At 63.5% G+C, this 24,741-nt stretch carries 24 protein-coding genes and 2 pseudogenes (1 of these 26 running past the window's edge); 10 read left to right on the top strand and 16 right to left on the bottom strand.

The features are described 5' to 3' along the window. Window positions 1-1,451: the 3' portion of a M23 family metallopeptidase gene (locus DY201_RS08010; RefSeq protein ID WP_115730743.1), read on the top strand. Its footprint begins 517 nt before the window's first position; only the last 1,451 of its 1,968 coding nucleotides appear in the window; its start codon lies beyond the left edge, outside the window; it ends in the stop codon at window positions 1,449-1,451. On the opposite strand, the gene DY201_RS08005 is transcribed toward DY201_RS08010, so the two are convergent. Next, window positions 1,448-2,968, bottom strand: coding sequence for an MFS transporter (locus DY201_RS08005; protein WP_115730742.1), 1,521 nt, complete (start codon window positions 2,966-2,968; stop codon window positions 1,448-1,450). The genes DY201_RS08010 and DY201_RS08005 overlap by 4 nt on opposite strands. 543 nt (window positions 2,969-3,511) lie before the next feature. Here DY201_RS08005 and DY201_RS08000 point away from each other — a divergent pair. From DY201_RS08000 to DY201_RS29410, 4 genes are all read left to right on the top strand, one after another. Then, a complete protein-coding gene (locus DY201_RS08000) occupies window positions 3,512-4,198 on the top strand; it encodes a glutathione S-transferase family protein (protein ID WP_115730741.1) in 687 nt (228 codons plus the stop codon). A 63-nt stretch (window positions 4,199-4,261) separates the two neighbouring features. Continuing rightward, entirely contained in the window at window positions 4,262-4,600 is a 339-nt protein-coding gene (locus DY201_RS07995) for an ArsR/SmtB family transcription factor (protein WP_115730740.1), read from the top strand. After that, on the top strand, window positions 4,597-4,779 hold the full coding sequence (locus DY201_RS29415) for an SRPBCC family protein (protein ID WP_245431927.1): 183 nt from the start codon (window positions 4,597-4,599) through the stop codon (window positions 4,777-4,779). Before DY201_RS07995 ends, DY201_RS29415 begins: the two co-directional genes overlap by 4 nt. Before the next feature lie 3 nt (window positions 4,780-4,782). Further along, complete coding sequence (locus DY201_RS29410; protein ID WP_245431926.1) at window positions 4,783-5,067, top strand: SRPBCC domain-containing protein; 285 nt, start codon at window positions 4,783-4,785, stop codon at window positions 5,065-5,067. 24 nt (window positions 5,068-5,091) lie between these two features. Here the strand turns inward: DY201_RS29410 and DY201_RS07985 are convergent, their stop codons facing one another. The 5 genes and pseudogenes from DY201_RS07985 to DY201_RS07970 form a co-directional block, all read right to left on the bottom strand. Beyond that, window positions 5,092-5,586, bottom strand: coding sequence for a GNAT family N-acetyltransferase (locus DY201_RS07985; RefSeq protein WP_115730739.1), 495 nt, complete (start codon window positions 5,584-5,586; stop codon window positions 5,092-5,094). A gap of 59 nt (window positions 5,587-5,645) precedes the next feature. Then, window positions 5,646-5,819, bottom strand: coding sequence for a hypothetical protein (locus DY201_RS29815; RefSeq protein WP_165915897.1), 174 nt, complete (start codon window positions 5,817-5,819; stop codon window positions 5,646-5,648). Beyond that, window positions 5,820-6,491, bottom strand: a pseudogene (locus tag DY201_RS07980) (phosphotransferase family protein); the annotation flags it as partial. It abuts the gene before it with no gap. Between the two features lie 47 nt (window positions 6,492-6,538). Beyond that, entirely contained in the window at window positions 6,539-7,915 is a 1,377-nt protein-coding gene (locus tag DY201_RS07975; RefSeq protein WP_115733666.1) for a L,D-transpeptidase family protein, read from the bottom strand. A gap of 193 nt (window positions 7,916-8,108) precedes the next feature. Beyond that, a pseudogene (locus DY201_RS07970) lies at window positions 8,109-8,470 on the bottom strand (MmcQ/YjbR family DNA-binding protein). Between the two features lie 119 nt (window positions 8,471-8,589). Between DY201_RS07970 and DY201_RS07965 the strand changes: the two are divergent. Next, window positions 8,590-9,357 carry a hypothetical protein gene (locus tag DY201_RS07965; protein ID WP_115730737.1) on the top strand — a complete coding sequence of 256 codons (768 nt, stop codon included), beginning with the start codon at window positions 8,590-8,592 and terminating at the stop codon, window positions 9,355-9,357. A gap of 41 nt (window positions 9,358-9,398) precedes the next feature. Here DY201_RS07965 and clpB read toward each other — a convergent pair whose 3' ends face one another. From clpB to DY201_RS07935, 6 genes are all read right to left on the bottom strand, one after another. Next, window positions 9,399-12,005, bottom strand: coding sequence for an ATP-dependent chaperone ClpB (clpB, locus tag DY201_RS07960; RefSeq protein WP_115730736.1), 2,607 nt, complete (start codon window positions 12,003-12,005; stop codon window positions 9,399-9,401). A gap of 347 nt (window positions 12,006-12,352) precedes the next feature. After that, window positions 12,353-13,165, bottom strand: a complete 813-nt coding sequence (locus DY201_RS07955; RefSeq protein ID WP_115730735.1) for a DUF4167 domain-containing protein — start codon at window positions 13,163-13,165, stop codon at window positions 12,353-12,355. A gap of 310 nt (window positions 13,166-13,475) precedes the next feature. Next, window positions 13,476-14,330: a peptide chain release factor N(5)-glutamine methyltransferase gene (gene prmC, locus DY201_RS07950; RefSeq protein ID WP_115730734.1), complete on the bottom strand. Its 855-nt coding sequence runs from the start codon at window positions 14,328-14,330 to the stop codon at window positions 13,476-13,478. Continuing rightward, window positions 14,323-15,402 carry a peptide chain release factor 1 gene (prfA, locus tag DY201_RS07945; RefSeq protein WP_115730733.1) on the bottom strand — a complete coding sequence of 360 codons (1,080 nt, stop codon included), beginning with the start codon at window positions 15,400-15,402 and terminating at the stop codon, window positions 14,323-14,325. Before prfA ends, prmC begins: the two co-directional genes overlap by 8 nt. Beyond that, window positions 15,399-17,675 (bottom strand): phosphoenolpyruvate--protein phosphotransferase, encoded by a 2,277-nt coding sequence (gene ptsP, locus DY201_RS07940; protein WP_425358717.1) that lies wholly within the window; start codon window positions 17,673-17,675, stop codon window positions 15,399-15,401. The genes prfA and ptsP overlap by 4 nt, the downstream gene beginning before the upstream one ends. 77 nt (window positions 17,676-17,752) lie before the next feature. Continuing rightward, the gene (locus DY201_RS07935) at window positions 17,753-19,027 is read right to left on the bottom strand and encodes an aspartate kinase (protein WP_115730732.1); all 1,275 of its coding nucleotides are present in this window, start codon (window positions 19,025-19,027) and stop codon (window positions 17,753-17,755) included. Window positions 19,028-19,322: 295 nt separating this feature from the next. Between DY201_RS07935 and ubiG the strand changes: the two genes are divergently transcribed. Beyond that, the gene (ubiG, locus tag DY201_RS07930; protein WP_115730731.1) at window positions 19,323-20,069 is read left to right on the top strand and encodes a bifunctional 2-polyprenyl-6-hydroxyphenol methylase/3-demethylubiquinol 3-O-methyltransferase UbiG; all 747 of its coding nucleotides are present in this window, start codon (window positions 19,323-19,325) and stop codon (window positions 20,067-20,069) included. Between the two features lie 25 nt (window positions 20,070-20,094). Here the strand turns inward: ubiG and DY201_RS07925 are convergent, their stop codons facing one another. Then, window positions 20,095-20,610, bottom strand: coding sequence for a flavin reductase family protein (locus DY201_RS07925; protein ID WP_115733664.1), 516 nt, complete (start codon window positions 20,608-20,610; stop codon window positions 20,095-20,097). A 14-nt stretch (window positions 20,611-20,624) separates the two neighbouring features. Beyond that, a complete protein-coding gene (locus DY201_RS07920) occupies window positions 20,625-21,749 on the bottom strand; it encodes an LLM class flavin-dependent oxidoreductase (RefSeq protein ID WP_115730730.1) in 1,125 nt (374 codons plus the stop codon). Between the two features lie 112 nt (window positions 21,750-21,861). Between DY201_RS07920 and DY201_RS07915 the strand changes: the two genes are divergently transcribed. The 3 genes from DY201_RS07915 to DY201_RS07905 all read left to right on the top strand — a co-directional run bounded on the left by DY201_RS07915 (window position 21,862) and on the right by DY201_RS07905 (window position 23,392). After that, a complete protein-coding gene (locus DY201_RS07915; protein ID WP_067957790.1) occupies window positions 21,862-22,440 on the top strand; it encodes a winged helix DNA-binding protein in 579 nt (192 codons plus the stop codon). Window positions 22,441-22,543: 103 nt separating this feature from the next. After that, entirely contained in the window at window positions 22,544-22,885 is a 342-nt protein-coding gene (locus DY201_RS07910; RefSeq protein WP_067957787.1) for an MmcQ/YjbR family DNA-binding protein, read from the top strand. Between the two features lie 129 nt (window positions 22,886-23,014). Continuing rightward, a complete protein-coding gene (locus DY201_RS07905) occupies window positions 23,015-23,392 on the top strand; it encodes a VOC family protein (RefSeq protein WP_115730729.1) in 378 nt (125 codons plus the stop codon). Window positions 23,393-23,446: 54 nt separating this feature from the next. Here the strand turns inward: DY201_RS07905 and DY201_RS07900 are convergent, their stop codons facing one another. Continuing rightward, the gene (locus DY201_RS07900; RefSeq protein ID WP_115730728.1) at window positions 23,447-23,872 is read right to left on the bottom strand and encodes a DUF1178 family protein; all 426 of its coding nucleotides are present in this window, start codon (window positions 23,870-23,872) and stop codon (window positions 23,447-23,449) included. Further along, window positions 23,869-24,732 carry a carbon-nitrogen hydrolase family protein gene (locus DY201_RS07895; protein WP_115730727.1) on the bottom strand — a complete coding sequence of 288 codons (864 nt, stop codon included), beginning with the start codon at window positions 24,730-24,732 and terminating at the stop codon, window positions 23,869-23,871. Before DY201_RS07895 ends, DY201_RS07900 begins: the two co-directional genes overlap by 4 nt. Between the last annotated feature and the right edge of the window lie 9 nt (window positions 24,733-24,741).

Here is a 24,741-nt window from a genome sequence, read left to right as displayed (position 1 = left end):
TCGAGAGCGAGATGAGCCTCAAGACCGTCGACTTCCCGGTCGAGACAGCGGCCTTCGACGAGAGCTCAGCACTTTCCGCCAATGAGGTCGAAAAAGTGGTGCGCGATGCCGGCGGCGACCTGACGGAAGGCGACATCCAGGTTGCCTCTCTGCACTATGTCGATCCGCAGCGCTTCGGCGACGCCTTCGCCGACCAGACGCTCGCCGGCTCCTACGGCATCAAGATCGTGCCCGAGAACGTCTCCGTCACCGCGCGCGCCGACGTCGATCCCGAAACACTCTCCTATGCCGAAGACATCATCGCCTTCGAGAAAGACCGCAAGATCGTCGATGCGCTGGCTGACTCCGGCTATGCCGGCGAGGATGCCCAGGGCATGGCCAATGCTGTCTCGCGGCTCCTCAATGCGACCGCGCTCAAGGCCGGCACCGTTCTGCGCGTCGGCCTCGAGGTCCGCGGCGATGTCGGCAAGATCGTACGCACCAGTGTCTACGATCGCTCGCAGCACATCCTGACGATCGCGCTCGATGACCGCAATCAGTTCGTTCCCGGCGACGAGCCGGAGCCGAACCCCGAAATCGCCACCGCATTCGAGGATACGCCGACGGTGCCGACGACCTCGCGCGGCGCGCTGCCCACCGTCTATGACGGCATCTACCGCGCAGCCTATTCCTACGGCATGTCGCAGGACATGACCAAGAAGCTGGTCCGGCTGCTGTCTTCAGACGTCGACTTCCAGTCGCGGCTCAACCCATCCGACCGGATCGAGGTGTTCTTCTCTCAGCCAGACGGTGACGACAAAGCTTCGGCCGATTCCGAGCTGCTTTATGTCTCGGCGAATTTCGGCGGCAACACGCGCAACTTCTACCGCTTCCAGATGGGCGACGGCGCCATCGACTATTTCGACGAGGATGGCCGAAGCGCCCGCCAGTTCCTGCTGCGCAATCCGCTGCCCAACGGTAAGTTCCGCTCCGGTTTCGGCGGTCGCAAGCACCCGATCCTCGGCTACGTCAAGATGCACACCGGCGTCGACTGGGCCGCTCCCACCGGAACCCCGATCATCGCCTCGGGCAACGGTGTCGTCGAAAAGGCCGGCTGGGCCGGCGGCTATGGCAAGCAGACGATGATCCGCCATACCAACGGCTACGAGACGTCCTACAATCACCAGAGCCGCATCGCACCCGGCGTCGTTCCCGGTGCCCGCGTCCGCCAGGGCCAGGTCATCGGCTATGTCGGCACCACCGGCCTGTCGACCGGCGCGCACCTGCACTACGAGCTGATCGTCAACGGCACCAAGGTCGACCCGATGCGCGTGCGCCTGCCCACCGGCCGCGTGCTGAAGGGCGACGAGCTCGTCGCCTTCAAGCGCGAGCGCGAGCGCATCGACGACCTGCTCAAGGACGAGAACAAGGACGCGCTGAAAGTCGCCAGCACCGCCAAGGTCAGCGGCTAAGCCTTTTCCTTCCTTTTCCACGACGGCTGGGTGACCCAGGCAACGGCTGCGGCAACGAAGCACATCGCAGCCGAGATGGCGGCGATGGCCGTAAAGGCGCTGTTGGTCGCGGCCACCCGCAAGGCTTCTGCCCCGGCATCGAGCGGTGCTGTCACGAAGGCGCCGAACTCCGCACCGGGTGCCGCCGTTCCCAGGACATTTGCAAAGACCACGCCGGCGACGGCGCCGAGCGACGCCACTGCCATCAGGCCGGCGGCACGAGCGAGCGCGTTATTGATGCCGGAGGCGAGCCCGGTGTCCTCTTCCGGTGTCGCCCGCATCACCGCCGCCGAAACCGGCGAGACGACGATCGCCATGCCGAGCCCCTTGAGCAGCAGGATCGGGAAGGTCACCTGCCACAGCATCATCAGCGGCATGGTCAGAGCCAGGCCGACATAAGAAATACCGACGATCGCAGCGCCTGTTGTCAGCGGCCAGCGCGGGCCGATGGCGTCAGACAGCCGGCCCGAATAGCTCGACAGGCCGGCGATGAACAATGACAGCGGCAGAAACAGCAGGCTCGCTTCCCACTCCTTGGCACCCCAGCCCGAGACGACGGTCATCGGCAGGAAGAACAGCACGGCGTTGAAGGCGAAAAACAGGATCAACGTGTAGAGATTGGCACCGGTGAAAGCGCGCGAGGCAAACAGCTCGAGCTTGACCATCGGCGCCCGCGCCCACTTCTCCCATACGATGAAGCCGGCGAAGATTGCAGCCCCGACCGCGATCCACAGCCATGGCGAAACAGTGCGCGCCTCAGTGGGCAGCCCAAAGGCGGTCAGTCCCCAGGCCATCAGGCCAAGGCCGGCGGTTGCCAGCACGGCACCCGTTATGTCGAGCCGGCGCCTGGACGACGGCCGATCCTGCGGCACCTTCCTGAGCAGCATGGCAAGCGCCACGAGCCCGATCGGCACGTTGATGGCGAAGATCAGCCGCCACATCCAATCGGCGCCAAAGGACAACACCATGCCGCCGACGAACGGTCCCATCGCCGTGGTCAGCGATGAGAACGCCGCCCACTGGCCGATGGCCTTGCCGCGCGTCGCACTGGGATAGGACTTGGCGATGAGGGCGAGGCTGCCCGGTACCATGAGCGCGGCACCGATGCCTTGCGCAGAGCGCATGACGATCAGCATCTCGGCGTCGACGGCGAGCGCACAGGCCGCCGAGGTGACCATGAACAGGACAATGCCTGTGGCAAAGATGTTGCGGACGCCAAAGACATCGCCGGCCGCCCCGCCGAGCAGGACCAGCGCCGACAAAAACAGCATGTAGCCGTTGCTGATCCACTGCGCGTCGACGAGCGAAGCGCCAAGGTCGGCGCGGATGACCGGCATGGCCAGCGACACCACCGAGCCGTCGATGAAACCCATGCTCGAGGCAAGGATCGCCGAGACCAGCACATAGCGCCGCGCCTCCGGCGGGCAAAAGACGTGGTTGTTGTTGGCCGGGGTCGGCGTTGTGTCGGAAATGTCCATGAAGGTGAGATTATGTGGGCACGTGTTGGACGGGAAGCGACCAGGGGGACGATTTCTGGAAGCCAGGCGAATGGCTCTTCGCTCTCGCATTCTCCCCGCCGGTTCGGCTTCGCAGGCCGGCGGTGCCCTATGAAGCAAACCTTCCAGGTCGCGATCCTTCGCACCCCCCCTCTGGCCTGCCGGCCATCTCCCCCTTGCGGGGGAGATCACGCCTTCATCCATGCCCCGACTAAGCATCGCAAGGCTACTTCCTGCAACTTTGCAGGATAGGCGACGCCAGCGACGCGACTAATCTCCCTCCTTGCGGGGGAGATGGCCGGCAGGCCGGAGGGGGGTGCGAAGGATCGAGACCGAGGAGTTGCCGCGAGAAAATCGCTCCCGGATTTCGCGCAACGAGAAAAGTCGCCGACCGTCGAAATCTCTCCACGTTCAACGTCGGTGTCCGTCAGGCCAACCAATAGTTTCCACCTACAGAAACTTTCTCTTGCCAACCCCGCCAAGCTCCAATAGTTTCCCCTCAAGGAAACTTTTGGAGCTTCCGCAATGGCGTTGACGCTGTACTCCCACCCTCTCGCCTCGTTCTGTCACAAGGTGCTGATCGCGCTTTACGAGAATGGGACCGAGTTCAACCAGGTGATTGTCGACCTCGGCGACCCCGGCGAGACGGCGGCGCTGACGGCGAAGTGGCCGGTTGGCAAGATCCCGGTGCTGCATGACGGGGCGCGCGACCGTGTGCTGCCGGAGACCAGCATCATCATCGAGTATCTCCAGCAGCATTATCCCGGGCCGGTGACGCTGCTGCCCACTGAGGCCGAGCGCCAGCTCGACGCCAGGCTGTGGGAGCGCTTCTTCGATCTTTATGTCAGCGTGCCGATGCAGAAGATCGTCACCGACAGGATACGCCCCGAAGGCGGCAACGATCCGGTCGGGGTAGCTGATGCGCGGCGCACGCTCGACACCGCCTACCAGATGATCGAGAGCCAACTGGCCGGCAAGAGCTGGGCGACAGGCGAGGACTTCACCATCGCCGACTGCTCAGCCACGCCAGGCCTGTTCTACGCCTCGATCGTGCAGCCCTTCGCCAGCAGCCAGCGCAATCTCGCCGCCTATTTCGAGCGACTGATCGCGCGCCCTTCGGTACAACGCACGCTCGCCGAGGCGCAGCCCTATTTCCACTTCTTCCCCTATCGCGAAGCCATGCCGGAACGATTTGTTCATGGCCAGGGATAAGGCCAGGGATAAGGCCAGGGATAAGGCCAGGGATAAGGCCAGGGATAAGAATGGAACGCGCCGATGATCGAACCGCAACAACTGGATCGCGTCTTCATCGCCCTTTCAGATGCCGGCCGACGCGGCATGGTCGAGCGCCTGAGCATAGGTCCGGCAACAGTCAAGCAACTGGCCGAACCGCACGGCATGCGGCTGCCCTCGGCGCTGAAACATCTGAAGGTGCTCGAGGATGGCGGCATCGTCGCCTCGCGCAAGGTCGGCCGGACCCGCACTTATACGATCGAACCCATGGCATTGGCCGGCATCAACGACTGGGTGCGACAGCGGCAGACTGCGATGAACCAGGCATTCGACCGCCTCGTGCAGGCGATGAAGGATCTTCCCGAGGAGCAGGATCAATGACCGATGTGGCGCACCAGACCTTTGTCATCGAGCGCGAACTGCCGGCGTCTCCGAAACACGCCTTCCGTTTCTGGTCGGACCAAAAACTCAAGCGCGCCTGGAACGACTGCCACCCCGACTGGACCGAACTCGAGGACAGCTTCGATTTCCGAGTCGGCGGCATCGAGGCCAAGCGCTAGCGCATGCCTGATGGCGCGGAGCTTACTTTCCGCGCCGACTATTTCGACATTCTGGCGGAGCGGCGCATCATCTATGGTTTTGAGATGAGCCTTGGCGGCACGCGCATCTCGGCATCGCTGGCGACCATTGAACTTTTGCCCGAAGCCGGCCGGACGCGCATGAGATTTACCGAGCAGCTGGCCTTTCTCGGCACCGCCGAGGCTATGGCGGCGCGCATTGCGGGCACCGAAACCGGCTTCGACCGGCTGGTGGAAATCCTCACCAGGGAAACGGCGAGCGTGCACTGAGCGCTCGCCGCTGCAACTGCAGGCTCAGCTCGCCCCGAAACCGGCATGATAGACGATTTCGCCGCTGGGGACGGCATCGCCGAAGGTCAGCCGCTGGACATATTGCGTCGGCAGGCCGGCATAGGTGACGGCAGGATCGGCGACAAAGCCGAAGCGGCAGTAGTAGGCCGGATCTCCGATGAGGACGCAGCCTTTGCCTTCGATCCGGCGCAGCTCGTCGAGCCCATGGTGGATCAGCGACTGGCCGATGCCCCTGCCCTGGCTGTCGGGCCAGACCGAAACCGGGCCAAGACCATACCAGCCGGCGTCGCCGCCGACAGTTACAGGCGAAAAGGCGACATGCCCGAGTATCTTGCCGGCGTCCTCGGCGACCAGCGACAGGGTCAACGCGCCGGCATCGCGCAAAGCGTCGACGATCGCAGCCTCGGTCTGGCTGGAATGCGGGGCGTTCGCGAAGGCCGCTCGGGTGAGCGCGCGGATCGTTGCGACGTCGGCAGGCTGTTCGGAGCGAATATTCATCTGGCTACCTCAATCTGCGGATATTTGCCGGCAGCCGCGATGCAAATGCAAGACGGCAGTCAGCCCTGAACGTCGCCGCCGGTCAGAGATCGCAGCCCAGCTTCGAGTGCTGCTGCATCGCCATGATCAAGGCCGAAAAGCACGTCGAGCAGCGGAAAGGTGCTGCGATAGAAGGCGATGCGGTCCCGCATCGTAGCGATGCCAGGATAATGCGGCACCATCAGCGCCAGCAAATCGTCGCCCAGGCCGGCAAACAGGCTGGCGAGATCATAGGCGGGGTCACCCTTGCTGCAGCCGGCGAAATCGATGACGCCCGAAACCTAGCCGTTGTCGACCAGGACGTTGCCGGTGCCGAAATCGCCATGGATGATCGCGCGCGGGGTATCATGTCCATTGCCGAGAAACCGGTCGAAGCGCGCGCGGATTGCCGCGCCGGTGTCGGCAGGCAGCAAAGGCAGCGCCTTGGCGTCGAGCTTGTCGCGCAGTTCGCGCCATTCGGCCATGGTGTCGGTGGCAACGGCGGCCGGCAGGAGCTCGACCGGCATCGCGTGAAGGGCCCGCAGGAACGGCGCGAGGTCTCGAGCCAGTTCCAGCTTCTGCTTGTCCGTCATTCCAGCGAGCGACAGCAAGGGCTCGCCCGCCACCTTGCGATGGACCGCAACGACATGCGCGCCGACGCTTCGCAGTTGCGGCGCTGGCACCGGCCAAGGCAGCCTTGGCGCCAGAACGGCAAGAATGCCGGCCTCTCTTGTCAGATCGCGCCGCGCTTCGTCGTGGCGGGGTACCCGCACGATCAGATCGCCCGCATCGAGAACAAGATTGTTCTGCCCGCTGTCGATGAAGGCAGCCGACAACAGCTCAGCCGCCTGCAAGGCTTGAGCGATTTCCTGCACGGTCGGGCGCATCATACCAGCAGATTATTCGCCCGCCGTGCCCCAAAGGCCGGCCGGCCCTATTCCATGAACTCGACCGGGACACCGGCCTTGACGATCTTGGCGAGCTCGCGTGCGTCCCAGTTGGTCAGGCGCACGCAGCCATGGCTTTCAGTCTTGCCGATCTTGGACGGGTCGGGTGTGCCGTGGATGCCGTAGGTCGGTTTATCCAAGGCGATCCAGACCGAGCCGACCGGGCCGTTCGGGCCCGGCGGGATGGTCAGGACCTTGTCGTTTTCGCCCTGCTTGAAATTGAGCTTGGGATTGTAGGTGTAGTTGGGGTCGAGTGCGACGCGCGACACCGCATGGGTGCCGGTCGGCGATGGTGTGTCGCCCGAGCCGATGGTCGCCGGATAGGCGGCGACGAGCTGGCCGGCCTCGTTATAGGCGCGCACCTGCTTAAGCCCCTTGTCGGCGACGATGCGCGACACCGGCTTGTTCACCAGCTTGCCGAAATTGGCGACCTTCACGATGGTGCCCGGGCGGTTAAAATTGAGGTCCGGGTTGAGAGCCTTGAGATAGTTTTCGTCCATGTGGAAACGCTCGGCCAGCATCTCGGTGACCGATGTGAAGGCCATGCGCTCGAGCTTGGCCTTTTCACTGTAGTCGGCGGGAACCGAGGCGACGAAGGGCCCGGCCGCATCTTCCGGGGTGATGGTGTAGGAGCCGAAGGCGTCGCCGCCGGTTTCGGCCAGCGCCTGCTTGATGCCCTCGGCGTCGGTCGATTTCAGGCTGGCGCCGGTCATCTCGTTATAGGCAACAAGCGCCTTGTCGACATTGGAGCCGAAGCGGCCATCAATGACGCCGGGTGATGCGCCAAGACGATCGAGCAGGATCTGCAGCGAAGCGACATCCTCGCGGCCCTTGACGGCAATGGAGGGCTCAAGCGGGCGGTCGGTGATACGTGGGTTGGCCGGCAGTGCCGGCTGGTCGTCGGGGCTCTGCAGCGGCTCGCGCGACACGACGCGCGGCCCGCCGGGCGCCTCAGGAAACGCGTCGAGGTCGTTGTTGTAGTAATCGTCGCCATTGGGATCGGCCGGAACGGCCAGCGCGTCGTCGCTGTAATAGCCGTCATCGGCCGGGCCGATCAGCACATCGCCCTGGCGGTAGTCGCGGCGAAGCTCCTGACGGCGCATTTCGCGGCGCAAGGCCGGTCGGTTGAGGCGCGTCTCCGGTGGCTGCACGGCGATGACCTTGCCGGTGTAGGGATCGACGAGCACGCGGTTGCCTCGGCTGTCGTAGAAGACCTCGACTTCGCTCTGGGCAAGCTGGAGCAAGTTCCTGTCGGCCTGTACGCGTGGCAATGCGGGCTCGCCCGACGGCGCGGCCGCAGCCGCTGCCTGGAGCGCCGACAGGCCGGTGGCCATGGCCGAAAGCACAACGATCTTGCGCAACATGGTCGCCACATCTCTCCGAATCTCGGCCGCTGACAGCAGCCGCGGTGGAATCACCATCTTCCACCGACATCCAATAACGATCTGCTAACCTTTCCAACATGAACGGGGCATGAAAATGACCGCGTTAGGTGGATTTTGAGACCTTGGCCGGGCGACACCCGCCTTAAGTCGAGGTCCCCCCCTCGAATCGAGGTCAGGCAGGAAGGCCGAGCTGCCTGCGCATAGCCTTCGGCAGCTTCACGGCGATCAGCCGGTGGCTTTCGCCGATATAGTCGCGCAGGCCCTGGTCATCCATGGTCTCGCCGTTCTGGCGCTGGATCCACTTCATGCCGCGCGAGGCGAGATAAGGTGCGGGCCTAAGGCCGGGCTGCTCCTTCAGGATGTCGAAGGCCATTTCGGAGACCTTGAAGGTGACCGCGAGCCCGTCGCCGTCGCTCCAGCCAGCGATGGCAAAGACCTTGCCGCCGACCTTCCAGACATGCGCGCCCCCCATTGCACGACATGGGTCGTGTGGGGCAGCGAAGCGCAGAAGCTGTTGTAGTCGCCGAGTGTCATGGTCACGATACCCCCCGCAATTCTTTCAATTACTCCGCAATGGAAGCTAACTTTACTTTCACGATGCCGTGTCAGATTTGCGCATGCTTAGTCCCGGTGCGCACAAAGGAAAATCGTCGATGGAAAACGGCGGCAACATCTGGTCCACGTCGCTACGCATCATGAAGAAGGAGATCATTTACGTCCTGGCGTATTGCGCGATGATCGTGGTTTTCCTGATGATCGAAGAGAAAATGGAGAATACATCCGCGAGCTCCATCGCGCTGACGTTCGCATCCGCGATGTTGGCAATCCCTGCACATTTATCGGTTCTGTCCCGCCTCGGCACGGCAGACGCCATGCGTGAACTGCAAAGCAAGAGCTCAAGATACATCGGCAGCTTCGTGTTCCGCACAATCGTCCTGGGCGTAATTTCCTGCGCACCAATGCTGGCCCTGGTCATATTCCTGTCTGGAAACAACTGGGGAAGGACCAGCCTCATTGCCACGGCAGTTTTGGCACTGCTTTTGTCGGCAGCACTGGTTTTCGCAAAGTGGGGAACCATGCTGCCCGCCATCGTCATGCAGAGCGACAAAACATTTGCAGCCGCCGGGCGCCGCGGCAGAATGAGTTTTTTCTATGCATTCCCTCGGCTGCTCGTGTCGTTCGGCCTCTTGAGCGTTGTACAGATCCTGGCTATCGCAGCCGCAGCCAACATGCTGGGCGCAGGGGACTCCTACTTCCCGGCAGCAGGCGGCTTTGATTTCGGCCTCCTGCTCAGCGCGATGATTGGCACAGCCATCAGCAGCTACCAGATCGTCATGACTGCGGTCATTCTCTCACGCTCCTACCTGCGGGCCGAAAACGCCGCCAACGGTCGTGATCTCGTTGCGGTTGAGACGCGTTGAAACTGGCCCTTGCTGTTTCCAGCAAGGGCCAGTTCATCACATTACGCAGCCGCCTCTTCGCTCACCACCGTCGGCTTTGACCGGAAGTTGAGCCGGTCCGAGCCAGCGGTGATCTTGACGGTCGAGCCGTCGAGAATGTCGCCGAGCAGGATCTTTTCGGCGAGCGGGTCCTGCAACTCCTTCTGGATGACGCGCTTGAGCGGGCGGGCGCCATAGGCCGGGTCGTAACCCTTGTTGGCGAGCCAGTCGATCGCGTCCTTGTCGAGCGACAGCGCAATCTTGCGGTCAGACAGCAGCTTTTCGAGCCGCTTGAGCTGGATCTCGACGATCCGGCCCATATCCTGACGACGCAGGCGATGGAACAGGATGACCTCGTCGATACGGTTCAGGAACTCCGGCCGGAACGACGACTTGACCACCCCCATGACCTCGTCGCGGACCTGGTCGACATCCTCGTCTTCGCCGAGCGCCACAAGGTATTCGGCGCCGAGGTTGGACGTCATGATGATCAGCGTGTTGCGGAAGTCGACGGTGCGGCCCTGACCATCGGTCAGGCGGCCATCGTCGAGCACCTGCAGCAGCACGTTGAAGACATCGGGATGCGCCTTTTCGATCTCGTCGAACAGGATCACCTGGTAGGGCCTGCGGCGCACGGCTTCGGTCAGCGCCCCACCCTCCTCGTAGCCGACATAGCCGGGAGGCGCGCCGATCAGCCGGGCAACGGAGTGCTTCTCCATATACTCGGACATGTCGATGCGCACCAGCGCATGCTCGTCGTCGAACAGGTAGTCGGCAAGCGCCTTGGTGAGCTCGGTCTTGCCGACACCGGTGGGGCCGAGGAACATGAACGAGCCGATCGGCCGGTTGGGGTCCTGCAGGCCGGCACGGGCACGCCTGACAGCCTTGGACACTGCCTGCACCGCTTCGCCCTGGCCGACGACACGGACCCCGATCTCGTCTTCCATGCGCAACAGCTTGTCGCGTTCGCCTTCGAGCATCTTGTCGACCGGAATGCCGGTCCAGCGCGACACGACATGGCCGACATGGTCCGGCGTCACGGTCTCCTCGACCATGGTGCCCCGGCCTTCGAGCGCCTCGGCCTCGACGAGCTTCTTTTCAAGCTCGGGGATGCGGCCATAGGCAAGCTCGCCCGCCTTCTGGAACTCGCCCTTGCGCTGGGCGATGGCGAGTTCGTTGCGGGCCTCTTCGAGCTGGCCCTTGAGGTCGGCGGCAAGGCCGAGCTTTTCCTTCTCGGCCATCCACTGGCTGGTCACGCGGGTCGACTCTTCCTCGAGCCCGGCCAGCTCCTTCTCAAGCCGTTCGAGACGGTCGCGCGAGGCGTCGTCCTTTTCGAGCTTGAGTGCCTCGCGCTCGATCTTGAGCTGCATGATGCGGCGGTCGATCTCGTCAAGCGCCTCGGGCTTGGAATCGATCTGCATGCGCAGCCGCGAACCGGCCTCGTCGACGAGGTCGATCGCCTTGTCGGGCAGGAAGCGGTCGGTGATGTAGCGGTTCGACAGCGTCGCGGCGGCAACCAGTGCCGAATCCGAGATGCGCACCTTGTGGTGCTGCTCGTACTTCTCCTTCAGGCCGCGCAGGATCGAGATGGTGTCCTCGACCGTCGGCTCGGAGACGAACACCGGCTGGAAGCGGCGGGCAAGGGCGGCGTCCTTTTCGACATGTTTGCGGTACTCGTCGAGCGTGGTCGCGCCGACGCAGTGCAGCTCGCCGCGGGCAAGCGCCGGCTTGAGCAGGTTGGACGCATCCATCGCGCCATCGGCCTTGCCGGCGCCGACAAGCGTATGCATCTCGTCGATGAACAGGATGATGCCGCCGGCAGCCGAGGTGACTTCGGACAGCACCGCCTTCAGCCGCTCCTCGAACTCGCCGCGATATTTGGCACCGGCAATCAGCGCACCCATGTCGAGCGCCATGAGCTGCTTGTCCTTGAGGCTTTCCGGCACATCGCCATTGACGATGCGCAGCGCCAGCCCCTCGGCAATCGCCGTCTTGCCAACGCCGGGCTCGCCGATCAGCACCGGATTGTTCTTGGTCCGCCGCGACAGCACCTGGATGGTGCGGCGGATCTCGTCGTCACGGCCGATGACCGGGTCGAGCTTGCCCGCGCGCGCATCGGCGGTGAGATCGCGCGCGTATTTCTTCAAGGCGTCGTAGCCCTGCTCGGCGCTGGCCGAGTCGGCGGTGCGGCCCTTGCGGATGTCGTTGATCGCCGCATTGAGCGCCTGGGCGGTGACGCCGGCCTTGGCGAGGATGTCGGCGGTCTTGGCCGACTTCTCGACGGCAAGTGCCGTCAGCAGGCGCTCGACGGTGACGAAGCTGTCGCCGGCCTTCTTGGCCAGCTCCTCGGCAGTCGAAAACACCTTGGCGAGCGGCTGCGCCAGATAGAGCTGGCCGTTGGCGCCCTCGACTTTCGGCATCGCCTTGAGGGCGGCCTCGACGCCAAGCCTGACGTCGCGGGCATTGCCGCCGGCGCGCTCGATCAGCGACGACGCAAGCCCTTCGTCGTCATCGATCAGCACCTTGAGGATGTGCTCGGGCGTGAACTGCTGGTGATTGTTGGAAAGAGCGTAGGTCTGCGCCGACTGGATGAAGCCGCGGACGCGCTCGGAGTATTTCTCAAGATTCATTCGGTGTCTCCATTTCCGTACCGGCCCGCTTAGCGGCACCGGCCAGGTTCAAGGTGACGGACCCGCCCGACCGGGCCGGATCCAACTGAGGCTGATATGGTGCCTAGGACGATATACCTCAAGGCATGTCAGCAGTGCCGTGCCGCATTTTTTGACACGCAGACGGAACGGGATTTTTTTCGAGTCTGCGCGTCACGGCGGGCGAAATCAAATCAGATTTTCGCGCCGCCCGGTCGATGAGGTCAAAAACAAAAAACGGCGGGATTTTCATCCCGCCGCCCAAATGGCTCTAACTGACCAAATCGTTCTAACTGAAATGGCTTGAAAGCCTTGACTGCTAAAAGCGGTCAGCCTTCGACGATGGCAGGCTCGGCTACCGGCGCTTCGCCTGCGTCGCCGGATGCCTCGGTTACGGCGCGCTCGCCACGGCGAGGACGACGGCCACGACGCGGCGCGGTAGCGACTTCACCCTCGGCGGCTTCGGCGGCAGGTGCCGCCTGAGCAACCACTGCCTCGGCGACGACTGCTTCCGCAACGGCTGCCTGCGGCTGCGGCTGTTCAGCCACGGCGACTTCCGATTGCGATGCCTCGGCCTGCTGCTCGTGCTGGCGCGGACGGCGTTCACGATTGGGGCGGCGCTCGCGGCGGCCTTCACGCGGCTGGCCTTCGGCGGCTTCCGGGTTGAGGGCGACCTCGGCCGGCGTGCCTTCGATGTCAGGCTGCGGACCGGAACCATTGACGACCGGCTGCGGCTGAAACTGAGGCTGCTGGACCTGGGCCTCGGCAACGTTGTTGCCCACACCGTCATCGTCGCGCTCGTCATCCATGTCGGAATCGAAGTCGTCGCGGCTCTGCTGCTGTTGCTGGATGGGCATCTGCGCCATGGCGGCAGCAATGATGCGGTTGTAGTGCTCTGCGTGCTGCAGATAGTTTTCGGCCATCACGCGATCACCAGAGCTGTGCGCGTCGCGCGCCAGGGTGGTGTATTTTTCAGCGATCTGCTGCGCAGAACCACGGATCTTTACGTCGGGTCCGTTGCTCTCATAGTTGCGCGTAAGTGGGTTTGGACCCTTGCGGTTGTTGTTGCCGTTATTGTTATTGTTGTTGTTATTGTTGTTGTTACGACCGCGCATGCGCCTATTCTGCTGTTGTGGCCTCATCAGATTCTCTTTGTGTTGAAGTCTAATCCGAACGGGGGCACTTAGGCGGCCTGCCGTTTCGTACTTTTCCGCCGGTGATCGCCCGCAACTTTCCTGCGTCGGCGCCACATGCCATCCTGTTTCGGTTCATGTCACTTGCCGGACGATCCCCGCACGAAGCTAGAGCGTCGTCTACGCACGAAGGCAGCTAGTTTCGAAGGAAACCGAATCGTTTAACAGCACTGCCTGCTTCGTCTCATCCGGTTGCCGGGAACCTAGCGGCATTCACTTTCCTTGCCAAGCGGTTTTTTGCAATGCCAAAAAGCCTCGCTCAGCGGCGGAATAAGAGCACGCGGTCATTGCCGCCCAAGTCCTTGTTCTGGGCCAACAAATGGTAGCCGGCTTGCTCGAATATCGCTGTCACAGCGCGCCTTTGATCGTGCCCGATTTCAAGCCCGACAAGGCCATCTTTTTCAAGATGGAGCGCAGCACCCGACGCGATCATTCTGTATGGGTCAACACCGTCCGGGCCGCCGTCGAGCGCGCGGCGCGGATCAAATTTGCGAACCTCGTTCTGCAAATTCTCGATCTCTGAAGAAGAGATATAGGGAGGATTTGAGACGATTAAATGGTGCAGGCCAATTATCTCTGCAAACCAGTCGGATTTTTTCGCAGTAAAGCGCGCCGACACGCCAAGCTGGCCGGCATTGGCCACCGCCGTCGTCAGCGCATCGTCGGAAACATCGACGCCGATCGCCACCGCCTTCGGCTCCTGCGTGACGAGCGCCAGCGCAATCGCGCCGGTGCCGGTGCCAAGGTCGAGGATGCGGCAAACGCCCTGGCGCGCCGCCGTCTGATGGACAAAAGGCAGGACGGCATCGACAAGCGTCTCGGTGTCGGGACGGGGTTCGAGCGTCTCCGAGGAGAGGCTGAGCCGCATGCCGTAGAAATCGCGGTAGCCGAGGATGCGGTGGACCGGTTCGCCCGCTATGCGGCGCGCGAGCGCTGCCTCGACCTCGGCTACCTGCCCGACGATCCTGTCGGGCGACGAAATGGCGTCACTGCGTGTGGTGCCGGAGAAATGCTCGACGAGCAGCCGGGAATCGAATGCCGCATCGACAATGCCGGCGTCTGCCAGGCGCTGGCGCGCGTGGCGCAGCAGGTCACCAAGCCGACGCTCAGCCATCCGAGCCCATGTCGGCCAGCAGCTTCGACTGGTGGTCGGAGATCAGCGCCTCGACGACCTCATCGAGTTCGCCCATCATCACCCGGTCGAGCTTGTAGAGCGTCAGGTTGATGCGGTGGTCGGTCAGGCGCCCCTGCGGAAAATTATAGGTGCGGATGCGCTCGGAGCGATCGCCGGAACCCACCTGTGACTTGCGCGACGACGAGCGTTCCTCATCGGCACGGCTGCGCTCCAGGTCATAGAGGCGGGCACGCAGGATCTGCATCGCACGCGCACGGTTCTGGTGCTGCGATTTTTCCGCCTGCACCACCATGATGCCGGTGGGCAGATGGGTGATGCGCACCGCCGAGTCGGTGGTGTTGACGTGCTGGCCGCCGGAGCCCGAGGCACGCATGGTGTCGATGCGGATGTCTTCGGCGCGGATATCGATGTCGACCTCCTCCGCCTCCGGCAGCACCGCGACTGTGGCGGCGGAGGTGTGGATGCGGCCGCTGGCCTCGGTCGCCGGCACGCGCTGGACGCGGTGCACGCCCGACTCGAACTTCAGATGCGCGAACACGCCCTTGCCCGAGACGCCGGCGATGACTTCCTTGAAGCCGCCGGCATCGCCGTCGCTTGCCGACACGACCTCGAACCGCCAGCCCTTGGAGGCAGCATAGCGTTCGTACATGCGGTAGAGGTCGCCGGCAAAAAGCGCTGCCTCGTCGCCGCCGGTGCCGGCGCGGATTTCGAGGATGGCGTTCTTGTCGTCCGCAGCATCCTTGGGCAACAGCAGGATTTGGATTTCGCGCTGCAGCGCCTCGATGCGGTCCTCGACCTCGGGCTTGTCCATCTCGGCCAGCGCCCGCATCTCGGCGTCGGTGCCCTTGTCGGACAGCATCGCATCGAGATCGACCAGCTCCTGCTCGGCCGAGCGCAATTCGCGGATCCTGGCCACAAGGTCCTGGATGTCGGAATATTCGGAGGCCAGCTTGACGTAGACGTCGGGCGCCGGACCGGCGGCCATCTGCGCTTCGAGCATGTCGAAGCGTTTGACGACCTGGTTCATTCTGTCATGGGGCAGGCTGATCATAATGGTATTGAACGGTCGTCCGCAAAGGCCTGGAGCAGCGCGCGCATCGGCAGGCGGGCGGCAGGACCGGCAAGGTTATCGTCGAGGAAGGCGGTAAGTTCGCCAAGCGGCAGTTCGGTCAGCATCGCCTTGACCGGACCGATGGAAGCAGGCGACATCGAGATCGAGCGGTAGCCGAGGCCAAGCAGCGCCATCGCCGAGATCGGCTTGCCGGCAAGCTCGCCGCAAAGGGTCACCGGCGTGTGGTTGCGCAGGCCGGCATCGGCGATCTGCTTCAGCACGCGCAGGAACGGCACCGACAGCGTGTCGAAGCGGTCGGCAAGCTGAGTGTTGCCGCGGTCGGCGGCCATGACGAACTGAAACAGATCGTTGGAGCCGACCGAGACGAAATCGACGGCCTGCATCAGCTCGTCGAGCTGCCACAACAGCGACGGCACCTCTACCATCGCGCCGAGCTTCAGGCTCGTCGGCAAATGGTGCGCGAAGCGGGAGAGGTGGCGGACCTCGCGGTCGATAATCTCCCGCGCCTGGGCGATCTCGCCAAGCTCTGTGACCATCGGCAGCATGACCTTGAGCTCGCGTCCGCCGGCGGCTTTGAGCAGCGCCCGGATCTGGGTACGCAACAGGCCGGGACGGTCGAGCGTGAGGCGGATGGCGCGCCAGCCAAGTGCGGGGTTTTCTTCTTCCTGCGCCGAGCCCTTGAAATAGGGCAGCACCTTGTCGCCGCCAATGTCGATGGTGCGGAAGGTGACGGGACGGCCACGCGCAGTGTCGAGCACGTCGCGGTAGAGCTTTTCCTGCGCTTCGGCGCGCGGGAACGTCGAGGCGACCATGAACTGCAGCTCGGTGCGGAACAGGCCAATGCCGGCCGCACCCGCCTCGGCGAGCTGCGGCAGGTCGACGGCGAGGCCGGCATTCATCAAGAGGTCGACCTTGACGCCGTCCTTTGTTTCGGACGGCTTCTTGCGCAGTTCGCGGTAGAGTTCCTGGCGGCGGGCGCGGAAGCGCACCTTTTCGGCATAGGCTGCTTCGAGATCAGGCTGCGGCCGAAGGTGGACAGCGCCTTCGACACCGTCGACGATGATCGGATCGCCGTTCTCCGACATGGAAACGACGCCCTTCATCTGTCCGGCGACGGGGATGCCCATGGCGCGCGCGACGATGACGACGTGGGACGTCGGCGCACCGTCTTCCAGCACCAGCCCGCGCAAGCGATCGCGCGGATAGTCGAGCAGCTCGGCCGCCCCCATCGAACGCGCAACGATGATGGCGTCCTTGGGCAGGCTCTCGGCGATGGTCTCGGGGCCGCGACCCAGCAGCTGGCGCAAAAGGCGGTTGGCGAGGTCGTCGAAATCGCTCATCCGCTCGCGCAGATAAGGATCGGTCATGTGCATCATGCGCGCGCGCATGTCGCTCTGCACCTTTTCGACCGCGGCTTCCGCCGTCAGGCCGTTGCGGATCGCCTCTTCGAGACGGCGCACCCAGCCACGGTCGTTGGCAAACATCCGGTAGGCTTCGAGAACTTCGCGGTGCTCGCCCTCGAAGGCGACGTCGCGGCGTTCGAGCATGTCGTCGATCGACAAGCGCAGGGAACCGAGCGAATCCTCGAGCCGGCGCAGCTCCTCTTCGCTGTCTTCGTTGAACAGGTTGGTGACGACGATGCGCGGCTCGTGCAGCACGACATGGCCGAGGCCGACACCTTCGTTGAAGGCGATGCCGGTGAAGCTCGCCGGGCGCGACAGATCGAGTTCGAGGCCCGGACGGCTGAGGCGACCGATGTCGCCTGAGGCGATCATCTCGGCAATCACCATGGCGGTGGTTTCGAGCGCCTCGATCTCATCGTCGCGGTAGTGCCGCATGGTCTTGTTCTGGACGACCAGAACGCCGAGCGTGCGCCCTGCCCTGAGCACCGGCACGCCGAGGAAGGAATGGTAGATCTCCTCGCCTGTCTCCGGCAGGTAGGCGAAGGCGGGATGTTCCTGGGCGTTGGAGAGGTTGAGCGCGCGGGCGCTGGCAGCAATCGTGCCGACCAGACCCTGGCCGAGACGCAACTGCGCCAGGTGGACGGCGTTGGGATTGAGACCGACAGTCGCATAGAGCTCGAGCACCGAGTCGGCGCGAAGCACGTAGAGCGAGCAGACTTCGGCCACCATGTTGGCGGCTATATCGCGCACGATCCTGTCGAGCCGTTCCTGTGGCTCGAGGGGCTCCGCCATCAATTCGCGGAGCCGTTTCAGAAGTACGCGCGGCCCGGCGGCCATGTCACGTATCATTCACCGTCTCCAATGGTTGGACCCGGCGCGGCACGTGCTTGCCACGCCGGCAACGCGGTGACGCTCGACTCCTAATACTACTGCTTATCCAGACCGTAGACGGAATGCAAAGTCCGAACCGCAAGTTCAGTATAAGGCCCGTCGATAAGGATCGAAATCTTGATCTCGGAGGTGGTGATGGCGCGGATGTTGATACCCTTGGCGGCCAGTGCCTGGAAAGCTGTGGCCGCGACGCCTGCATGGCTGCGCATGCCGATGCCGATGACCGACACCTTGGACATGCCCTCATCGTGTTGGACGGCATCATACCCGATGTCGGGGCGGATCTTCTCGAGCACGGCAAGCGCCTTGTTGACGTCGCCCGATGGCACGGTGAAGGTCATGTCGGTGAACTTGCCGTCCTCGGAAATGTTCTGGACGATCATGTCGACATTGATGTTGGCCTCGGCCAATGGGCCGAAGATCCCGCCTGCAACACCCGGCCGGTCGGCGACACGGCGCAGCGAGACCTGGGCTTCGTCCTTGGCGTAGGCAATTCCGGTGACGACCTGCTGTTCCACGATTTCATCCTCGTCACAAATGAGAGTACCAGGCGGGTTGAGGAAATCGCCCATGCCGGGCGCATCGGGATCCTCGAAGGAAGAACGCACGAAGGTGCGGACCTTGTGCACCATGGCCAGTTCGACCGAGCGGACCTGCAGCACCTTGGCGCCGAGCGAAGCCATTTCGAGCATTTCCTCGAACGAGATGCGCGACAGGCGCCGCGCCTTGGGCTCGATGCGCGGATCCGTCGTGTAGACGCCGTCGACATCGGTGTAGATATCGCAGCGATCGGCCTTCACGGCTGCTGCGATTGCGACAGCCGAGGTGTCGGAGCCGCCGCGCCCGAGCGTGGCGATGCGGTTGTCGGGGCCGATGCCCTGAAAACCTGCAACCACAGCGACCTGGCCCTCCTGGAAGCGCTTGATCAGGAACGAGCCGTCAATGTCGAGGATGCGGGCCGCGCCATGTGCGTTGTCGGTCTTGATCGGGATCTGCCAGCCCTGCCAGGAGCGGGCGTTGATTCCCATCGCCTGCAGCGCAAGCGACAGCAGTCCCGACGTCACCTGCTCGCCCGAGGCGACCACGGCGTCATATTCGCGGGCGTCGTAAATGTTGAAATTGGCGCCTTCGGCCTTCGAGGCCTCCTGCACCCAACCGACCAGCTCGTTGGTCTTGCCGGACATCGCCGATACGACCACGGCGACTTCGTGGCCGGCGTCAACCTCACGTTTGACATGGCGCGCCACGTTGCGGATTCGGGCGATGTCGGCGACGGATGTCCCGCCGAATTTCATCACGATGCGCGCCATAGAAGCGAAATGCCCTTGCCATATGCGCCGGCCCCGACGGGGCCGGAAAATGAGTGAAAACACCGATGAATTGAACGGTGTCGAATGCGCGGCCTGCATAGCCAAAACACGCGCATTCCGCAAGGACGCCCGGCCAGACAAATCACCGCGGCATTTCTTGCCGGCGCGTGAGAGCAGACGGAGGGTTTGGGGACGCGTCCAGCGGTTCGCGGAAATGTCGCCTTGACAATCGGGACGCCAGACCCGACTTCCTTGCGCTCGCCCAACTTCCTTGCGCCCGACGGAGACCACAGCAATGCCAGACCCCCGCCCATCGACCATCGATGCCGGAGAAGTCGAGCGGTTCTCGGCTCTGTCTGCCGAATGGTGGAACCCAAACGGCAAGTTCCGCCCGCTGCACAAGTTCAACCCTGTCCGCCTGGGCTACATCCGCGACCAGGTCGCCCAGCGCTTCGGCCGCGACACCCACGCCGCCAGGCCCTTCGAAGGCCTGCGGATCCTCGACATCGGCTGCGGCGGCGGCCTTTTGTGCGAGCCTATGGCACGCCTGGGCGCTGAAGTCGTCGGCGCCGACGCCTCGTCCACCAACATCGAGGTAGCCAAGATCCATGCTGCCGAAAGCGGTGTGAAGGTGGACTACCGCGCCACGACAGCCGAGGATCTCGCCGACGCCGGCGAGAAATTCGACATCATCCTCAATATGGAAGTTGTCGAGCACGTTGCCGACGTCGAACTGTTCGTCAGGAAATGCGGCGAGATGGTCAAGCCTGGTGGCATCATGTTCGTCGCCACCATAAACCGCACCTTCAAGGCGCTGGGTCTCGCCATCGTCGGCGCTGAGTATGTGTTGCGCTGGCTGCCGCGCGGCACCCACCAGTATGGCAAGCTGGTGCGCCCCGAGGAACTTGACAAGGCGCTCATCGGCGCCGGCCTCGCCACCATCGACCGCACCGGCGTGATCTACAATCCGCTTGCCGACCGCTGGCAGAAATCGCGCGACATGGACGTCAACTACATGGTGCTGGCGGAAAAGGCGGCCTGAGGCCGCCTCTCCCGTCGGTCCGACGTCAGGCGTCTAGCGGCCGGTAGCCGCCGCGCCAGTAGAGCAGCGCCTGACCGGCATCCTGCGTCCTGACCGCCTCGACCGAGCCGATGATGATCGAATGCGTGCCGCGATCAATCATCTCGTCGAGGCTGCAATCGAAAGCGGCGACCGCATCCGACAGCACCGACGCCCCGGTCTTCAGCGTGAGCCAGTCAGCAACTTCGTAGCGTTCATTGCCCTTGATGCCGCCGAAGCCGGAAAAACGCTCGGCGACCTGCTGATGCTGCGGCCCAAGCGAATTGACGGCGAAATGGCCATGCCGCTCGATGACCGACCAGGTCGACGACGACCGGTTGACGCAGGCGATGACCTTGGGTGGCTCGGCCGACAGTGAAACGACCGAAATCACCACCAGTCCTGAGCGGTCATCGCCGACGCCGGCGGTGATGACGCTGACATTGCCGACGATGAGCCGCATGGCGGCGCGGAAATCAGCGCCCCCCACGGGGACGAGAGGAACGGAAATGGGGATCGTCATGACCTCGTCGCCCTTCACGCCGCCGAACGCTGCGCCAGAGGCGGGATGCGTATGCCTCGCGCCTCCAGGATCGGCAGGACGTTGTCACGGAAATAGGGGAATTCCTCGGCGTAATCGACGAACGACAAGGTGGTTCCGCGGAAGCCTGTTTCATGAAGCGCGGTGATGCCATCCGCCACCTGCTCAGGCGTGCCGACAAGCGGGAAGCCGCCATGACCCGCCGCCATGCGGTCGCGGATGAGTGCGAGCAGATCGTGCGGGAAGGACTGTGCATGGGCGAACTGTAGCCGGACGAGATTGTCGGCGGCCTCCCAATCGGCGTTCTCCCGGGCCGAATAGTTGAGGAAGTCGAGCGCCTCCCTTTCGGTCGGACGGCAGACGACATGCGAGAAGGTCAGCACATCGACGGCGCGGCTGGCCTGCTTCGACTGCGCCTTCAGCGCGGCGATCTCGTCCTTCGAGCGGGCCAGGTCGATCGCCGGGGTGAACAGGAAGTCGGCGTTCTGGATCGCGAACTTGCGGCCATGATCGGAGCCGGCAGCGTTGAGGATCGGCAGGCGCGCCGAAGGCCTTGGATCGCCAAGGACCTGCTTGAGCTTGAAATAGGTGCCGTCCCAGTCGAAGGCCTCGGCGCGGCTCCACAATGCCCTGACCACGTCGAACCATTCCTGGGCATAGCCATAGCGGGTGACGTGATCGTCGGGCAGCGTCAGGCCAAGCGCTTCATATTCGGGCTTGTTCCAGCCCGCAACGATGTTGAGGCCGACGCGTCCGCCGCTGATCTGGTCGATCGTTGCCAGTTGCTTGGCAACGACAACAGGATGGTTGGCGACAGTGTGGATGGTGGCGAAGACCGTGATGTTGCGGGTGTGGGCTAGAAGCGCCGTCGCCCAGGTCATCGTCTCCAGCACGTTGCCGTGGAAATTGGTCTCGCCGCCATAACCGATCCAGCGGGCGATCGGCAGCATGAAGTCGATGCCGGCGTCGTCGAGAAGCTTGCCGAGGCGCAGATTGTTGCCCCATGAATTGTCCCAGCGATCCGGGATCTTGGTGACGGTCATGCCGCTGGAACAGTTGGACGCAAAGGTGCCGAGAAAGAAGGGTTGCACTGCGGATGCAGTGGCGCCGAGCATGCTCATGTTTGGGTCTCCTCCCCATAAAATGAATTTTATAATAGAAAGTCTATCATAAATTCATGTAGACGCAACGTGCCGCGGCAAGGCATGGTCCGAAGGTTCAGGAGGGCGAAGAATGAGCAAGGAAAACAAACCTGTACCAGGCTCCGAACTGCTTGATCGCGGCTGGCATCTCGCCCGGACGCCGCTCGAAATCGACGTCACCGAAGTGGAATATGCGTTGATGCGCTCCTACGAAGCGTTCGGACGCTGGCAGGCGGAATGCCTCGCCACGGTGATCGAATTTTCGGCGACGGGTGCAGAGAACGCCTTGCTGCACGTCATCCGAATGAACGATCGGCCAAAGACCATCCATGACCTCGCCCACATGACCAATCGCGAGGATATTCCCAACATCCAGTACAGCCTGCGCAAGCTGATCAAGGGCGGTTTCGTCAAGCGCACCGGCAGCGGCAGGACCGGCGTGACCTATGAGGTGACGCCGCTCGGCCATCGCGTCACAGAGCGCTACGCTGATATCCGCTCGGTGCTGCTCATCGATGCGGTGACCCGCGTGCCCGACCTGGCCGCCAAGCTGGCCGACGCAGCACACACGCTGGAATTGGTGACAGGTATCTACGAACAGGCCGCCCGCGCCGCCGCCACCCACCGCCGCCGCCATCCGCAGCTCGATCCCGAGGCCGAAGGTGACTGAGGACGTCCTGGGCAGCGATTTGGTCGTGAAGCGCCCCTGCGCAACTTGCGCTGTCCGCGGCAACTCTCGACATTAAGGGCAGACAATTACGGGTTCGAATACCATGACACCTGAAGATGTCAGACGCATCGCCCTGGAACTGCCAGGGGCGACCGAGAAATCGCATTTCGGCAAGCCCGACTTCCGTGTCCGCGACCGTGTCTTCGCCACCCTGCCCGAGGACGGCAATGCCGTGATCAAGCTGACGCGCGACCAGCAGGAAGTGATGTGCGGAGCGGAGACCACGGTGTTCCGGCCGGTCGAAGGCGGCTGGGGCAAGCAGGGCTGGACGCGGGTGATGCTTCAAGCTGCCGACGAGCCGACGCTGCGCAGCGCGCTGGTCGCCGCCTGGCGCAACACCGCACCAGTCACCTTGCGCAAGGCCTTCGACCTGGCGGGTGGCTGAGGACGATCGCACCTGAGGTGCGACGGGTCTTCCCTCATGTCCGTTTCCATGCGAGCTTGCCCGCAGGACACCGCTCCTCACCTGGTATGCGCATCGCCGCCCCTGCCTTTTCGCCATCAGGAGCACATTATGAGTCCATCCCCCATTCATTCGATCACCTTCGGCCGGGCGGCCCCAGGCCTTGCCGTCCGTGACATCCAGGCGGCATTCCGCTTCTACTCCGAAATCCTCGGCATGCAGAAAGTGTTCGAGAACGGTAGTCCCGTGGGTTTCATGGTGCTGAAGAAGGACGCCGCCGAGATCCATCTGAGCCAGAGCCGCGACCACGCGCCTTCAACCGTCAACGCGTTCCACATGTTCGTCGACGACATCGACGCGCTCTACGCCATCTGCGAGGCCGCCGGCGTTCGGATCATCAAATCGCTGAAAGACAAGGACTACGGCCAGCGGGCCTTCGTGTTTGCCGACCCCGACGGCAACAGGATCGACGTGGGACAGCGTATCTAGCTCGGCGCCGAGGACGCGGCAGACCTTTTCGGGGAGAAGAGGAACGTCTCCGGCTCAGTTCCGGTCTTCGGGGAACACCGGAAGCGGCATGAATTCGATACCGTCTTCGGCAAGGCCTTTGGCCTCCTCGATGGTCGCGGCGCCGTAGATGCCGCGCGCCTCGGTCTCGCCGAAATGGATCTTGCGCGCCTCCTCTGCGAACTTGTCACCGACATTCTCGGCGTTCTCACGAACCTTTTCGGACAGCTCCTTGAGTGCGGCCATCATCTTGCGCTGCTGCTCGCCCATGGCGAGTGCCACCTTTTCCTGCTTGCGCGAGGTCGAGACCGCCGGCGCCATCAGCGCTTTTTCGACCTTCTGCGAGCCGCATTCCGGGCAGGACACGAAACCGCGCTTGCGCTGGGTTTCGAAATCGTCGTTGCTGCGGAACCAGCCCTCAAAGTCATGCGCGTGGTCGCAATGCAGCGAAAATCGGATCAAGACGCGGCTCCCCGGAGCGCTCCCTGGCCAGCGCGAAGCGCCACTCCGAATTCGCGCGCATTCTTGAGATTGGGGATCTTCTTGCGTGCATCGACCGAATGTTGGGTGTCGATCTCGGCAACGACGACGCCCGGCTCGTCATGGTCGGCTTCGGCCAGGATACGGCCCCACGGATCGATGATCAGGGAATGGCCGAAAGTCTCACGGCCGTCCTCATGCTTGCCGCCCTGGGCAGAGGCGATGACGAAAGCGCCATTTTCGATGGCACGCGCCCGCAGCAAGGGATGCCAGTGGGCAAGGCCGGTCTGGCGCGTGAAGGCGGCGGGAACTGTCAGCACGTCAGCGCCGGCAAGTGCCTCGGCGCGGAACAACTGCGGGAAGCGCAGGTCGTAGCAGATGGCAAAGCCGATCTTTGCGAGCGCAGTGTCGGCGACGGCGGCTTCCGTGCCCGGCTCGTAAGCGGAGGATTCGCGCCAGCTCTCGCCATTGTCGAGGTCGACGTCGAACATGTGGATCTTGTCGTAGGTGGCGAGCGTGCCGCCATCAGGCCCGAACAGGAAGGCCCGGTTGGCAAGCTTGCCATCGGCGCGCACGATGGCCGTCGAGCCGACATGAAGATGAATGCCGAGCTCCGCCGCAAGCTTGCGGCCGCTGGCTACGATAAGGTCGCGGTCTTCGGAGGTGAAGGCCGCCGCGCGCGCATCCTTGTCGCCGACGATGGCACCGGTCATCTCGGGTGTCTGGACATAGGTCGCACCGAGGTCGGCGGCCTCGCGGACCAGCGCCTCGAAATCCCGCGCATTACGCTCCGGCTCCTTGCCCGAACGCATCTGCACCGCTGCCGCCTTGAAAATCGCCATAGTCAGTCC

The organism is Aminobacter aminovorans, assembly GCF_900445235.1.
Classification (GTDB): domain Bacteria; phylum Pseudomonadota; class Alphaproteobacteria; order Rhizobiales; family Rhizobiaceae; genus Aminobacter; species Aminobacter aminovorans.
The sequence above is the reverse complement of the archived record's forward strand: the minus strand, read 5'-3'. Positions and strand labels throughout refer to the sequence as shown.